At 60.8% G+C, this 15,031-nt stretch carries 13 protein-coding genes; 2 read left to right on the forward strand and 11 right to left on the reverse strand.

All coding sequences use genetic code 11. From position 1 onward, the window contains the following. The first annotated feature begins 39 nt into the window (after positions 1-39). Both ACR0J8_RS09225 and pdeM read left to right on the forward strand, forming a co-directional pair. Positions 40-2,451, forward strand: coding sequence for a ligase-associated DNA damage response DEXH box helicase (locus tag ACR0J8_RS09225; RefSeq protein WP_480889809.1), 2,412 nt, complete (start codon positions 40-42; stop codon positions 2,449-2,451). 40 nt (positions 2,452-2,491) lie between these two features. Then, entirely contained in the window at positions 2,492-3,154 is a 663-nt protein-coding gene (gene pdeM / locus ACR0J8_RS09230) for a ligase-associated DNA damage response endonuclease PdeM (RefSeq protein WP_480524812.1), read from the forward strand. 1 nt (position 3,155) lies between these two features. Here the strand turns inward: pdeM and ACR0J8_RS09235 are convergent, their stop codons facing one another. The 11 genes from ACR0J8_RS09235 to ACR0J8_RS09285 all read right to left on the reverse strand — a co-directional run bounded on the left by ACR0J8_RS09235 (position 3,156) and on the right by ACR0J8_RS09285 (position 15,026). Next, positions 3,156-3,902: a LytTR family DNA-binding domain-containing protein gene (locus ACR0J8_RS09235; protein ID WP_170613298.1), complete on the reverse strand. Its 747-nt coding sequence runs from the start codon at positions 3,900-3,902 to the stop codon at positions 3,156-3,158. A 228-nt stretch (positions 3,903-4,130) separates the two neighbouring features. Then, positions 4,131-5,021: a bifunctional methylenetetrahydrofolate dehydrogenase/methenyltetrahydrofolate cyclohydrolase FolD gene (gene folD / locus ACR0J8_RS09240; RefSeq protein ID WP_170613300.1), complete on the reverse strand. Its 891-nt coding sequence runs from the start codon at positions 5,019-5,021 to the stop codon at positions 4,131-4,133. Positions 5,022-5,073: 52 nt separating this feature from the next. After that, positions 5,074-5,379 (reverse strand): chorismate mutase, encoded by a 306-nt coding sequence (locus tag ACR0J8_RS09245; protein ID WP_170678160.1) that lies wholly within the window; start codon positions 5,377-5,379, stop codon positions 5,074-5,076. A gap of 57 nt (positions 5,380-5,436) precedes the next feature. Continuing rightward, on the reverse strand, positions 5,437-7,113 hold the full coding sequence (locus tag ACR0J8_RS09250; RefSeq protein ID WP_480524815.1) for a formate--tetrahydrofolate ligase: 1,677 nt from the start codon (positions 7,111-7,113) through the stop codon (positions 5,437-5,439). Between the two features lie 144 nt (positions 7,114-7,257). After that, positions 7,258-7,854, reverse strand: coding sequence for an MOSC domain-containing protein (locus ACR0J8_RS09255; RefSeq protein ID WP_480524816.1), 597 nt, complete (start codon positions 7,852-7,854; stop codon positions 7,258-7,260). Positions 7,855-7,952: 98 nt separating this feature from the next. Beyond that, positions 7,953-9,869: an ATP-dependent zinc metalloprotease FtsH gene (gene ftsH / locus ACR0J8_RS09260; RefSeq protein ID WP_170613308.1), complete on the reverse strand. Its 1,917-nt coding sequence runs from the start codon at positions 9,867-9,869 to the stop codon at positions 7,953-7,955. Positions 9,870-9,944: 75 nt separating this feature from the next. Beyond that, a complete protein-coding gene (gene tilS, locus ACR0J8_RS09265; RefSeq protein ID WP_480524819.1) occupies positions 9,945-11,198 on the reverse strand; it encodes a tRNA lysidine(34) synthetase TilS in 1,254 nt (417 codons plus the stop codon). After that, positions 11,195-12,019, reverse strand: a complete 825-nt coding sequence (ybgF, locus tag ACR0J8_RS09270) for a tol-pal system protein YbgF (RefSeq protein WP_480525024.1) — start codon at positions 12,017-12,019, stop codon at positions 11,195-11,197. Before ybgF ends, tilS begins: the two co-directional genes overlap by 4 nt. A gap of 4 nt (positions 12,020-12,023) precedes the next feature. Then, entirely contained in the window at positions 12,024-12,527 is a 504-nt protein-coding gene (gene pal, locus ACR0J8_RS09275) for a peptidoglycan-associated lipoprotein Pal (protein WP_480524820.1), read from the reverse strand. Positions 12,528-12,615: 88 nt separating this feature from the next. After that, positions 12,616-13,935 carry a Tol-Pal system beta propeller repeat protein TolB gene (gene tolB, locus ACR0J8_RS09280; RefSeq protein WP_170613314.1) on the reverse strand — a complete coding sequence of 440 codons (1,320 nt, stop codon included), beginning with the start codon at positions 13,933-13,935 and terminating at the stop codon, positions 12,616-12,618. After that, positions 13,932-15,026 carry an energy transducer TonB family protein gene (locus ACR0J8_RS09285; protein ID WP_480524823.1) on the reverse strand — a complete coding sequence of 365 codons (1,095 nt, stop codon included), beginning with the start codon at positions 15,024-15,026 and terminating at the stop codon, positions 13,932-13,934. Before ACR0J8_RS09285 ends, tolB begins: the two co-directional genes overlap by 4 nt. Between the last annotated feature and the right edge of the window lie 5 nt (positions 15,027-15,031).

Genomic DNA, 15,031 nt, shown 5'->3' on the forward strand with positions numbered 1-15,031 from the left:
GCCGTGCCAATCAGGCGCGAGGGCGTTTAATCTGCGCAAATGACGCAGATTCCCGCCCGGATCACCGACTGGTTTTCAGCCAAAGGCTGGTCCATCCACCCGCATCAGCAGGACATGTTCGACCGGGCACAAGACCCGGCGACATTGCTGATCGCACCCACAGGTGGCGGCAAGACCATGGCCGGCTTCCTGCCGACGCTGGCGGAACTGGCCGATGGCACGCACGAGGGCCTGCACACACTCTATGTCTCGCCGCTCAAGGCGCTGGCGGCGGATATCCGGCGCAATCTGCGCGGCCCGGCAGACGAAATCGGCCTGCCGATCCGGATCGAAGACCGGACCGGCGACACCTCAGCCACGCAAAAGAAACGCCAGCGCGTGGATCCGCCGCATATCCTGCTGACGACGCCCGAAAGTCTGGCGCTGCTGACCTCGTACGAGGACGCGCCGCGCATGTTCAAAGGCGTGCAGCGGGTGATCGTTGACGAGATCCACGCCCTTTCCGAAAGCAAACGCGGCGATCAGTTGATGCTGGCACTGGCGCGCCTGCAAAGCCTGTGCCCTGCCCTACGCCGCGTGGGCCTGTCAGCAACTGTCGAAGACCCCGATGCCATCGCCCGATTTCTTGCCCGCCATCCTGACACCTGCCGGATCATTCAGGCCGACCCCGGCCCTGACCCGGATATCTCGATGCTGGAAACAACCGAGATGCCACCATGGTCCGGCGGCGGCGCGGCCTATGCCATTCCGGCCGTGCTGGAGCAGGTCCGGCAACACAAGACGACACTGATCTTTCACAACACCCGCGCACAGGCCGAGATCTTTTTTCACAACCTGTGGCTCGCAAATGACGAGGGTCTGCCCATCGGCATTCATCATGGCAGTCTGGACCGGCAGCAACGCGAAAGGGTTGAAGCCGCAATGGTGCGCGGAGAGTTGCGCGCCATTGTCTGTACCGGCAGCCTGGATCTGGGCATCGACTGGGGTGATGTGGATCTGGTGATCCAGATCGGCGCGCCCAAGAACGTCAAGCGACTGGTGCAACGCATTGGTCGCGCCAATCATCGATACAACGCCCCCTCCAAGGCTTTGCTGGTGCCTGCCAACCGGTTCGAAGTTGTCGAATGCGTCGCAGCGCTTGAAGCCGTCCAGGCGCATGATCTGGATGGCGAACCGCGCGGGCGCGGCCCAAGGGACGTGTTGTGCCAGCACATTCTAATTGCCGCCGCCGCAGGGCCGTTCGATGCGGACGACCTTTATGCGGAAATGACGATGGCAGGGCCTTTTGCCCAAGTGTCGCGCCCGGAGTTCGACGCCTGTCTGGAGTTCTGTGCCACTGGGGGATACGCCCTGCGCGCCTATGACCGCTGGCAACGACTGCAGCAGCGCTCCGATGGCCGTTGGCAACTGCGCGACCCGCGCGCCGCGCAGCGTATCCGTATGAATCTGGGCACGATTCAGGATACCGACACCCTGAAAGTGCGCCTGAAACGCAACCGGGGCGGCAAACCCCTGGGTGAGGTCGAAGAGGGCTTTGCCGCTTCGCTGACGCAGGGTGATACCTTTCTGATCGGCGGGCAAATCGTCCGCTATGAAGGCCTGCGCGAAATGGTTGTCGAGGTCAGTCGCCGCGCTGATCGCAAACCCAAGATCGCCACGTTTTCCGGCACGAAATTTGCCACTTCCACGCAGTTGAGCGACCGCATCTTGCGGATGTTTGCCCAGGACAACTGGCCGCAATTGCCGCCGCACACCGCCGAGTGGCTGGCCCTGCAACGCAACATGTCCCGTCTGCCCCAACGCGACCGGCTGCTGATCGAAAGTTTTCCCAATGACGGGCGCGAAAATCTGTGTGTCTACGGATTTGCCGGGCGAAACGCCCAGCAAACGCTGGGCCTGCTGCTGACCAAACGGATGGAGGAAACCGGGCTGGCACCATTGGGCTTTGTCGCCACCGACTATGCCACGCTGATCTGGGGACTGGATGCGGTGACCGATCCGCGCCCCCTGTTCGAACACAGAGCATTGCGGGCGGGGCTCGAGACATGGCTGGCGGGCAACGCGGTGATGAAGCGTACCTTTCGCGCCTCGGCGACAATCGCGGGGCTGATCGAACGGAATACCGGCGGCCAGCGCAAGAGCGGGCGGCAGGCAACGTTCTCGTCTGACATACTGTATGACACGCTGCTGAAATATGACCCGGACCACCTGCTGATGCAGATCACGCGCGAAGAGGCCATGCGTGGTCTGGTGGACTTCGGCCGGATCGAGGAAATGATTGCGCGCATCGGCGACCGCATCGATCTTCTTCGGCTGGACAGAGTTTCCCCCCTGGCCGCGCCGCTGTTTCTTGAGGTCGGCAAAGTGCCCGTCAAAGGGGCCGCCGAAGAACGGCTATTGGCCGAGGAAAGCGCGCGGCTTTTGCAGGCTGCGGGATTAGAGAGCGGCTAATCCGCTTGCCTTGGGTCGGGAAAAAGGCAAAGAACGGATCATGAACAGCCTGTTGTTTACCTTTGCCGGTCTATCCCTGCACGCTTTGGGGTCCGGGGCGTTGTGGTGGCCCGATCGGAATTTGCTGTGCGTGTCCGACCTGCATCTGGGCAAGTCCGAGCGCATGGCCCGGCGCGGCGGGGCCGCGCTGCCGCCCTATGACACACAGGACACGCTGACGCGGCTGGCGGCGGACCTGCACCACACCCGCGCCGAGACGGTCATTTGCCTGGGTGACAGCTTCGACGATCTGGACGCCGCACAGTCATTGATCCCGGACCATCAATTGCAGATCGTCACCCTGCAGGCTGGCCGGGACTGGATCTGGATCGAAGGCAACCACGATCCCGGACCTGTCGAACTGGGCGGAACGCATCTGTCCGAGTGCTCCTTTGGACCGTTGGTATTCCGCCACATCGCCGAACCCTCTGGCCGGGCCGAGGTTTCGGGCCACTACCACCCCAAGGCGAGCTTACGCGTGCGTGGCCGGTCCATCACCCGGCCGGCGTTCCTGCTGGATCAGGCGCGTTTGATAATGCCGGCCTACGGTACGTTTACGGGCGGTCTGCGCAGTACCGACGCGGCCTTGGCCGGCTTGATGGACAAACAGGCCAAAGCCATTCTGACCGGGCCACAGCCACAGATCATTCCCATGCCGCGCTAGTTCAGATCAGCCCGTCCTGTTCCAACATGGGTCTGTATTTTCGGCTGACCGGCACAAGGTCGCCGTTACGCAGCCGGACGAAAGTCTTTCCGTCGGTCCGTTCGGTGCTGACAATTGCATCATCAGTCACCCAATGGGATCGGTGTGTGCAATGACCGGGGATCGGCTCCATCTCGTCGATCGCATCCGTAAAACGCGATCGAATGGTAAACGTACCCTCAGAGGTGACGACATCCACATTGTGATCCCGAACCGTCAGACGATAGATCCGGCCCTGAAAACCCGCCGGAAGACGTCTGACCAGACGCGGCATCTGCTCTGGCACTCCGGTCGGCTTTGGATGTCCGGGTTCCGTCCGGCCGACCAGAATCAGGCCGGTCGAGAACAGCACCCCGTAAGGTAAGACCGCCAGGGCACCTGGGGCTTCCTGTCCGCCAATCGTGAACAGCAGCCAGGCCAAAAGCCACAATGCCGGTGTAAACAGGATCAGGATGACGGCAGAGAAGACAACGTCTCGGGCCGAAAGATAGTCCTGAGACAGATGTTCATAGATGAACTTTCTGGAAAGCCATGTCGCGGCGATTGCCAGTGCCATGACACCGGCCCAGAATGTCAATCGCATGCCGAACGGCAATGCGACGTCCAAAAAAGGTGGAAAAGTGTAAGCCAGCAGCGGAACGAAAACCAATCCAGCCACCACGCGTTGAAGGGTGCAAGCGGCTATGATCAGGTTCAGTTTTGACTTCATATTGTTCCGACGGGCAATCCGCTGAGGTCCGTTACAATCACTTCGAGCGGCATGCATTTCGCATTTAACCAACTGGATTTAATAACTTATCACCTATTTGATCACATTCAAACCCGTTTATTCAAAATTAATGTTGTCTCTCAATGAGGAAACGGCCGGGAAGGTTTCCCCTGCCCGGCCGTTCCAAAGCATCGGTTGAGCGCTGAAATTGCGCGCAATCTTCCGCGATCAAGCGGTCAGGCCCTCGGGTTCAGGTAAACCGTTCGCGCGGCAGCACGCTGTCAGCGTGTTGGCCAGCAAGCAAGCGATGGTCATCGGGCCAACGCCGCCCGGAACCGGTGTGATCGCACCGGCGCGTTCGGCCGCACTGGCATAGTCGACGTCTCCGACCAGCTTGTTCTTGCCGTCGCGCTCGATCCGGTTGATGCCCACATCGATCACGGTCGCCCCTTCCTTGATCCAGTCGCCCGGCACCATCTCGGGGCGGCCTACGGCGGCAACCACGATATCGGCGCGGCGCACGACGTCCGGCAGGTCCTTGGTGCGCGAATGCGCGATGGTCACGGTGCAGCTGTCACCCAGCAACAGTTGCGCCATCGGCTTGCCGACGATGTTCGACCGGCCGATCACAACAGCATCCATACCCGACAGTGACCCATGGTGGTCGCGCAGCATCATCAGGCAACCCAGCGGGGTGCAGGGCACCATCGACTTCTGACCGGTACCCAGCAGGCCCACATTCGAGATATGGAACCCATCCACGTCCTTGGCCGGGTCGATCGAGTTGATCACCAGATCCTCGTTCAGATGCTTGGGCAGCGGAAGCTGAACCAGAATCCCGTGCACGGCGGGATCGTTGTTCAGCTTGTCGATCAACGCCAGCAGGTCTGCCTCGGAGGTCTCGGCATCCAGCTTGTGCTCGTACGAGTTCATGCCGACCTCGACGGTCATTTTGCCCTTTGAACGGACATAGACCTGACTGGCCGGATCCTCGCCCACCAGAACCACGGCCAGGCCGGGCGTGATGCCGTTTTCCTCTTTCAGCTTTGCAACCTGATCGGCCACCTGCGCGCGGACTTTGGCCGCAAAGGCCTTGCCGTCGATGACTTGAGCTACCATCCTTTGATCCCTTCTTTCAAAAGCGGATCGGGCGCCAGAAGCGCCCGGTCATTCAGTCAGGGCCGAGCACACTTTCTTCGCGTGCAATCGACCAATCAATCAAGATACGCCACAGATCTTCGGCAAGATCAGGGTCCATGCCCAGTCTGTCCGAGCTCACACGTACCTTTTGCACCACATCTTCAACTCGCTCAGGAATTCGGGCCGGAAGACCCTCGCCCGGTTTCAGCTCGGACGCGCGGTCAATGTAAGTTGCGCGCGTCACCAACATCTCAATCAGTTGGCGGTCCAGCTTGTCGATCTGAACCCGCAATTCCTGCATGGAAAGACAGTCTTGCGGCAGTGTCAGAGTGGGCATCGCAATCTCCTCATGGCCCAGGGATTCCCCGGACCACGAGATGTCTCATTCAGCGGCTTAGAACAAGCCCTCGATCTCACCTGCGTCATTGAGGCAGATGGTTTCCGCGGCGGGTTTGCGCGGCAGACCGGGCATGGTCATGATCTCACCACAGACAACCACGATGAAACCGGCACCAGCGGACAGGCGAACCTCGCGCACCGGAACCGAGTGGCCGGTGGGCGCGCCACGCAGGGACGGATCGGTGGAGAACGAATACTGGGTTTTTGCCATGCAGACCGGCAGGTTGCCATAACCGGCGGCTTCCCATTCCTTCAGCTGGTTGCGGATCTTGGAATCCGCCAGCACCTCGTCAGCGCGGTAGATGCGCTTGGCGATGGTCTCGACTTTTTCGAACAGCGGCATGTCGTCCGGATAGATCGGCGAGAAGTTCGCAGTACCGGCATCGGCGATTTCCACAACCTTTTTGGCCAGATTCTCGGATCCCTCCGAGCCCAGTTCCCAGTGACGGGACAGAACCGCCTCAACCCCATGCTCGGCGCAATAGTCCTTGACGGCCTGCACTTCGGCGTCGGTGTCGGTGACGAAGTGGTTGATCGCGACGACAACCGGCACACCGAAGGACTTCACGTTCTCGATATGGCGGCCCAGGTTGGCACAGCCCGACTTCACGGCATCAACATTCTCGGCACCCAGATCGGCCTTGGCAACGCCGCCGTTCATCTTCATCGCGCGCACGGTGGCAACCAGCACGACGGCAGACGGGGCGATGCCCGCCTTGCGGCATTTGATGTTCATGAACTTTTCGGCACCCAGATCGGCACCAAATCCCGCTTCGGTCACGACATAGTCGGCGACTTTCAGAGCGGTCTTGGTGGCGATGACCGAGTTACAGCCATGCGCGATGTTCGCGAAAGGACCGCCGTGAACGAAGGCCGGGTTGTTTTCCAGCGTCTGCACCAGGTTCGGCTGCATGGCGTCCTTCAGCAAAACGGTCATCGCGCCTTCAGCTTTGATGTCGCGGCAGTAGACCGGCGTCTTGTCGCGACGGTAAGCGACGATGATGTCGCCCAGGCGTTTCTCCAGATCCTTCAGATCGTTTGCTAGGCACAGGATCGCCATGACTTCAGATGCCACGGTGATGTCATAGCCTGCTTCACGCGGGAAACCGTTCGAGACACCGCCCAGCGAGCAGGTGATCTGACGCAGGGCGCGGTCGTTCATGTCGACCACGCGGCGCCACACGACGCGGCGCATGTCGATGGCCTGCTCGTTGCCCCAGTAGATGTGGTTGTCGATCATGGCCGACAGCAGCGAGTGGGCAGAGGTGATGGCGTGGAAGTCACCGGTGAAGTGCAGGTTCATTTCCTCCATCGGAACAACCTGCGCGTAACCGCCACCTGCAGCGCCGCCCTTCATCCCGAAGTTCGGGCCCAGCGAGGCTTCGCGGATACAGATCATCGCGTTCTTGCCGATGCGGTTCAGGCCGTCGCCCAGACCAACGGTGGTGGTGGTTTTGCCTTCACCTGCCGGGGTCGGGTTGATCGCGGTCACCAGGATCAGCTTGCCATCTTCACGGTCCTGCACCGAGTTGATGAAGTCCTGGCTGACCTTTGCTTTGTCGTGACCGTATGGCAGCAGGTCTGTGGACTCGATGCCGATTTTAGCGCCGATTTCCTGAATCGGCTTCTTGTTCGCTTCGCGGGCGATTTCGATGTCGGATTTATAGCTCATTGGGCAGGGTCCCTGGTTGAATGCCGTGCAAAACCGACGCTGAGCGTCGGCGCTGTGCAATCCATACCGTCGTGTACAAAACGGATGGCTATGGATTCCGACATAATTGTGCCGCGAAACGGCGTCGGGGTGTTTACCGCGTTTCTAATCGGAAACGCCGGTACCGGAAGGTGCCCAGGCCCGCTGATCCGGCACGAACAGTTTCATGCTGTCACCCAGCTTCAATTGACCCGGACGTTCGACCCAGGCGGTCACGCCCCTGCGCCCCTGCGCCGCCGGTTTGAAGGCAGGGCCATGTCCCGGCAGGTCGGCCTCCACCTCGCGTCCCGGAATGATGCAGGGACGGTTTTCCATATCGATCGTTAGCGTCAGGCCATTTGCGGCCTGCAGACGGGAACTTGGCGGCACATGGGTGAAATCGGGAATTCCGCGCAACACCAGGCTGGCGCCCAGATAGGACGGGTCCAGCCGGGTCAGGCTCATCTCCGTAGCAATCTCGTCCAGTTGCTCGGCTGACAATACCGACAACTGCCGGACATTTCGAATTTCCGTTCCCTTCGGATAGAGGTTTGTCATGCGAACGCAGGAGGCCCGGTTCACACCTTCGTGCCGCGCGCCGGGATCACCCGCGAAATCCAGATCCAGCCTCTCGACCGACTTGGCCCGAATACTATTGCCGGCAGGAACGTGCCCCAGCCAGGTAACTTCGGCGGTGTATTCGGTTTGGCGCAATACGGGCATGTCACCCCTTTCAGGCGGTGTGCGATAACACGGCACAGAAACCCAGTTTTTTTGATTGGAAAGAAAAAAGACCCGGGACATTGCCCGGGTCCGTGTTCTTAAGCCGAAGGTTCCGGCTCCATCCCGCCTTCGGGCGGAGACTTCTTGACCTTGGTCTTCGGGATCGCGGTGACACTGGGCGCGCTACCCTCGTCGGTGTTGTCGCCTTCGTCATCCCCCTCGCCGGGCGATTCGCCGTTCATGACGCGCTTTATCTCGTCACCTGTCAGCGTTTCGTATTCCAGCAAGCCCTGTGCCAGGCGTTCCCAGCTTTCACCGTTCTCGTGCAGGATTTCGAGCGCACGTTCATAACCCTGCTGAATCAGGCGCTTCACCTCTTCCTCGATCAGTTCCTTGGTGTGCGCGGAAACCGAGAATCCGGCCGTGTTGCCTGAATACCCCTCATGCGCCTCGGCATAGTCGATATTGCCGACCTTGTCGGACATGCCCCAACGCATCACCATGGCGCGCGCCAGCTGGCTGGCCTGCATGATGTCACCGGCCGGACCGTTCGACACATGATCTTCACCGTATTTGATCACCTCGGCGGCTTTGCCCGCCATGGTCATGGCCAGCTTCTGCTCACACTCATCGCGGTGATAGTTCAGGCGGTCCATTTCCGGCAGCGAAACCACCATACCCAGGGCACCACCGCGCGGGATGATCGTCGCCTTGTAGACCGGATCGCACAGCGGCAGGGTCAGGCCGACCACGGCGTGACCGGCCTCGTGATAGGCGGTCTTTTCCTTCTGGTCCTGTGTCAGAACCATCGAGCGGCGCTCGGCCCCCATCATCACCTTGTCTTTCGCGTTCTCGAAATCTTCCATGGTGACAAAGCGGCGGCCCACACGGGCAGCCATCAGGGCCGCCTCGTTCACAAGGTTCGCCAGATCAGCACCCGAGAAGCCCGGCGTACCGCGTGCAATGATACGCAGGTCGACATCGGGGCCCAGAGGAGTCTTGCGGGCGTGGACACCCAGGATCTTCTCACGACCCTTGATGTCCGGATTACCCACAGTGACCTGACGGTCGAAACGGCCCGGACGCAGCAGCGCGGGGTCCAGAACGTCTTTACGGTTGGTGGCCGCAAGAATGATCACGCCTTCGTTGGCCTCGAACCCGTCCATCTCGACCAGCAACTGGTTGAGGGTTTGTTCGCGTTCGTCGTTACCACCGCCATAACCGGCGCCACGGTGGCGACCCACGGCGTCGATTTCGTCGATGAATACGATACAGGGCGCGTTCTTCTTGGCCTGTTCAAACATGTCGCGCACACGGGATGCGCCGACACCCACGAACATTTCAACAAAGTCCGAGCCCGAAATGGTGAAGAACGGCACACCCGCCTCACCCGCAATCGCACGGGCCAACAGCGTTTTACCGGTACCCGGAGGGCCAACCAGCAGCGCGCCTTTCGGGATCTTGCCGCCAAGACGTGAGAATTTCTGCGGGTTGCGCAGGAATTCGACGATCTCTTCCAGTTCTTCCTTCGCCTCGTCGATCCCCGCCACGTCGTCAAATGTAACGCGGCCATGCTTTTCGGTCAGCATCTTGGCCTTGGACTTGCCAAAGCCCATCGCGCCGCCTTTGCCGCCGCCCTGCATCCGGTTCATGAAATAGACCCAGACACCAATCAGCAGCAGGAAGGGCAGCAGTGTGATCAGGAACGACTGGAAACCCGACTGTTGCTGCTTTTCAGCGCGCACGGGGATGTTCTTGTCGATCAGCAGTTTGGTGACTTCGGCATCGCCGGGCTTGATGGTGACATAGCTGGCACCACTTTGCGTGGTATAGCGAATCTGCTCGCCGTCCAGTGTCACATTCTTGACTTCGCCGCCCTCAACTGCGCTGACAAAGTCGGAATAGGTTCTTTCGTTATTCTGAAGCGATCCGCCAGGACCGCTGAACAGATTAAACAATGCCAGGATCAGCAGAAAAAGAACGACCCAGAAAGCGATATTACGAGCGTTGCCCAAGAAAAATCTCCCAACAGATTTCGGCAGGTGAGGATCCGCCGCTTGCTCCTTAAAATAGAGAGGATTGTGGCAGGTTCAATGCGATAAAATCATAGCATAAAACTCGGGCCAATTTGGCATCATTTCGGCATGCCAACCATTTGGGGATCCGGAAAGCGGGGCAGACACGACCGTATCGCCTGTCCAGACCGCAGGCGTGGACATCAGTGCGCGCCGGGGCAAGCGTGCTTCACGCCAATCCGGTAATTGTTTCAGCCCGTCCTCGCCCAGCGCGCGGATTTCGGCATCTGGAATGGTGGGGCCGGACACCACCCAGCGTCGGTCCCAAGGCTGGTTACACGCGGCTGATACACCCTGAACCGCCTTTAGTTCCCTGCAAATCCACGCATTATCGCGTTCTGTGAAGACCAGACAGCCTCCGATGGTGCTGGTCCGGCGATTCAATAATGCTTCCAGCGCCTGATCCACATTTGACTGGCGCGGAGGATACCCCTCTCCCGCTATCCAGTTGATGGTCGCGATCAGAAGGCGGCGCTGGACCTCGCGCGGCAAAGCCACAAAACCTGCGGGATCAATGCAGACAGCGCCGTCTTTCACTTCGGTGATCTTGCGGGCGGATTCCTGCGTATACCGCGCCAAAGCATCACGGGCTTGTGCAAGATTTTCAGCCACCCGGGCCAGAGACTGCGCGGTGATGCCAATCGGTTCCAGGCTTGCCAGAGCCTGCCGCACCTTGATCCGGTCAAATCGGGTATCGTGATTCGACGGGTCCTCGATCCAATCAGTGCCGATCCCGCGTAGATAAGTGCGCAGTTCCTGACGCGAGATATCCAGCATCGGTCGAAGCAGCAAAACCCCGTCTCGTGCGCGAACAGACGGCATCGATGACAGGCCGGTGACGCCGGCCGCGCGCGCCAGCCTCATCAGAACGGTTTCGGCCTGATCGTCTGCCGTGTGCCCAAGGGCAATGGCCTCCGCCCCATTGCGACCGGCCCATTCCGTCAGCAACGCGTAACGCGCCTGACGGGCCTGATCCTGCAGGTTTCCGCTGCCACCCCACCCTTGCCAGACCAGAGTATCATGCGACAGCCCAAGGCTTCCTGCCTGCGCGGCCACCGTTTCTGCCTCGGCCGCTGCTTCAGGCCGCAGGCCATGATTCACGGTTGCTGCCAGAACTGTCACCCCTTCAGCCCGTGCTATGCCATGCAGAAGATGCATCAGCGCAACCGAGTCGCCGCCGCCCGAAACCGCCACACCGATACGGCGCGGCAGTGTTTTCGGCAGTCGCTCGCGGATCTGAGCTGTCAGAGAAGCGGCACTTCGGGTCAAGAACAACCCAGAGACGCCATTTCCTGCGTGGCGTCCGAGACCGTGCTGGAGGATGGGAAACGCACCCCAACCTCGCCCAACGTGATACAGGCCTGATCGGTTTGTCCCAATCGCCCCAGCGCGGCGCCCAGTTCAAACAGCGCTTCGGGGGCAAAGGCCCCTTCGGAATCACCGGTAAAGCTCGCCAGGAATGCCCGGGCGGCTTCACGGGTATCGCCCAGACCTTCCAGCGCCTGGCCACGTCTCAGATGCGCCTCGGGTGCAAGCGGACTGCCGGGATACGAGGTGTCGAATTGCGCGAATCCATCTGCGGCAGACTGAAAGTCACCATCAGCCAGCGCCTGCGACGCTGCATCAAAATCAGCGCGTTCACCCACGGCAAGTTCACCCTGACCCGAATTGGTCGGCTCAATCGGCGTAGGAGCGACGGCGACATCGGTCGCGGTTTCCCCGCCTAGGGTCGACGTTTCGCCCAACGTGCTGAGATCGCCCCCTTCCAGTTCGACCAGCCGGAATTCCAGGTCACCAATTCGATTGGTGCCATCGGTCACAACGCTCTGGATACGTTGGTTCAGCTGTTCGGTCTGCCGGGTCAGGCGCTGTAACTCGGCCTCGATGGCGTCAACGCGTTCCAGTACGGAACTGCCGGACAGGTTCGGCGCCGGGGAGCCGGTGGTCGAAAACTCGCGCTTGAGGCGCTGGATTTCCACGTGCAGCACTGTCAGTTCCTGCCGGATATCCGCCAGCGTCTGCTGATCCTGCGCCTTTGCCACGCCGGCGGTCAGCACGACCGCCGCCAGAACCCATCCTGCAATTCGCATCATCTTACCCCAGTGTTGAGCCGGTCAGCACCGTCACCGCGCGGCGGTTCTTGGAATAGCAATCCTCGGTGCTGCAAATCTCGATCGGGCGTTCCTTGCCATAGCTGACCGTGGTTAGACGGCTACCCGCCACCCCCCGCGAGATCAGATATTCACGCGCGGCGTTCGCCCGGCGTGCGCCCAGCGCAAGGTTGTATTCGCGTGTGCCCTGTTCATCGGCGTGACCTTCGATCATCGCCACAAAATCCGGGTTTGCCATCAGCCAGTCGGCCTGCCCCTGCAGAACGGTCTGCGCCTGCGCGGTCAGGGTGGATTGGTCGACCTCGAACAGCACCCGGTCCCCGACCGTTTGCTGGAAATAGGCAGGCGAGCGTGGGTCGCTTGGCGATCCCGGCAGGATCGAACCGCTGCCGCCTGCGCCGCCGCCCAGTGCCGATGGATCATTGTTGGTACAGGCCGCGATCACGCTCAGCGTGCCCAAGACCAGGATTTTGCCCAATACGTTCATTTCAGGTGCCTCGTGGATTTGTTTGTTTATTGCCGTCTCTTTAGCACAGCCAGAGTTTCATGTGAACTTTGCCGATCTGCTGCCCCGATCAATTCTGCAAAGGCCCCCAGGACGGGTCGCTGCCGCCATCCGGCGTGCGGACCGGGCGCAGGTTCCGGCCCGAAATATCCACCGAATACAGCGTCGCCCGTCCGCTTGCGCCCTGGGTCTCGCGGGTGAACATGATCACGCGACCATTGGGCGACCACGTGGGGCCTTCGTCCAGGAAGGACGAGGTCAGCAAGCGTTCTTCACTGCCGTCCGTACGCATGACACCGATGTGGAAACGGCCCTTGTTCTGCTTGGTGAAGGCGATCAGGTCACCACGCGGCGACCAGACCGGCGTGCCATACCGGCCCTGCCCGAAACTGATGCGTGTCGGCTCACCCCCGCCTGCGGGCATGATGTAGAGTTGCGGCGTGCCCGAGCGGTCGCTTTCGAACACGATCTGCGAACCGTCCGGCGAATAACTAGGTGCGGTTTCGATTGCGGGCGTGTTCGTGAGGCGGACACTTTGGCCCGACGCAAGGTCCATCTTCCAAAGGTCGGTATTACCGCCCTGAATCAGCGAATAGACGATCGAGCGCCCATCTGGCGAAAAGCGCGGCGAGAAACTCATCGTTCCGTCCTGCGTCTTGAGTTCACGCCGTTTGACCCGGCCCACGTCCAGAACGTAAATCCGGGGGCTGCCGCTTTCGTAACTTGTGTAAAGCAACTGCTCGCCGGTAGGGGAAAAGCGCGGGGCCAGAACGATGGCAGAGCTGTCGGTCAGATACTGAACATTGGCTCCGTCGTAATCCATGATCGCCAGCCGTTTCAGGCGCTGGTCCTTGGGGCCGCTTTCCGACACAAACGCAACCCGGCTGTCGAAATATCCGCCCTCGCCTGTCACCCGGCTATAAACCTGATCGGCCACTTTATGCGCCATGCGCCGCCAGCCATCCGTGGTGCCTGCAAACTGCAACCCGCTGCCCAGTTCCTGACCCGAGAAAACATCCCAGACCCGGAAACGGACGGTCAGCTTTTTGCCTGACACGTTGACCGCGCCCGTCACCAACGCTTCGGCATTGATGGCCTTCCAGTCCGCAAACTGAAGCGGGGCCTCGAAGCTTGTCACCTGACTGATGAACGCATCCGACGAGATTTCGCGAAACAGCCCGGTGCCGGTCAGATCCGCCGCAACTACGCGCGAGATGTCCTGCGCGTATTGCGCCGCGGTAGGACTGTCCGGAACGAAATTTGGAACGGCAAAGGGCAAGGGTTCGATAATACCCTGATCCAGTTCCAGCCGCAGCGGCCCGCTTTGTGCAAAAACCGGCGCCGACAGAAGCGTCAGGCCAATAAAGAGGCTGGTCAGAAGTTTCATCATTTGATCCGCATCCTCTCGGGATTGAATGTAATCTCAATATCCTGCCACTGCGCGTATTTGTCAGCAGGCAGGTCGTATCCTTTTGCTCCGCAACGCAAAATAGCGCGCCGCGCGGCCTCGTAGGCCTGTTTTGCAGCCCCTGAAGAGCCGCCAGAGCTGTCCAGCAACTGCAAGCTGCCGCCAACAACCTTACCATCCGGGGTCAGAGAAAAGCCGACCACAACGACGGTCTGCAAGGCGTCCGTCGACAACGATCCGACATTCCAGCATTTCGATACCGCCAGCCGCATCGCGTCCTTTTCACCACTGGTCAGCGGTGGCCCCGATGGCGCGTCATCCTGTCCCAACGCATCGGCCAGCGCATCCTCGATGGCCTGCTGGTCACTTTGCGCCGGTTCTTCGGGGGCTTCCGGGGCTTCGGCCACCACGGGTTCGGCCGGAGGTTGCGGGCGGCTGGGACGCGTTCGGGGGCGCGGGGAAGTCTGGGGCGACAATTCCTGCGTCTCTTCCGCCTCGGTCACGATCTGATCCGTGGCTTCCTCGGGCGCGGTCTGATCCTGTTGCTCCTGCTGGGTCTCGGCCCCTTCATCCAGGGATACGGCGGGGGTTTCGATGTCATCCGGTTTTGCCTCAGGCGGCGGCGGGGCCACCGGCTCGGGCGCAACCTTGTCAGCGGAATTGGGCAGGGATTCCGGACCCGGCGTCGGCAGCGCAGCGACTTCCGTATCAGGCTGGTCCAGCGTCGGGGGTTGTTCGATCACTTCCGGCTCGGGCGGGGCTTCCACCGGCTCGGGCAAAGGATCAGGCTCGGGCTCGGACGCGACAATCGGCTCGGGTTCTGGTTGTTCTTCGGGTGTCGGTTCAGGGGCGTTGGCCACTTCGGGCTCTTCAGGCTGCTGCAAATCAGCGGGCGGCGACGGAACCTGGGGCGCGTCGCGTTGCGCGGTCATCGCAGCAAACTGTTCAGCCGTGACCACAGATACCTCCTGAACGGCCATAGGCAAAGGCTCGGACCGGAACGTGCCGCCAAATAGCGCCCATCCGATCAGACCTACGTGGGCAATCGCCGAGATCTTGGTGCCGGTATCCACCGCGC

It is taken from the genome of Ruegeria sp. N11, assembly GCF_056531525.1.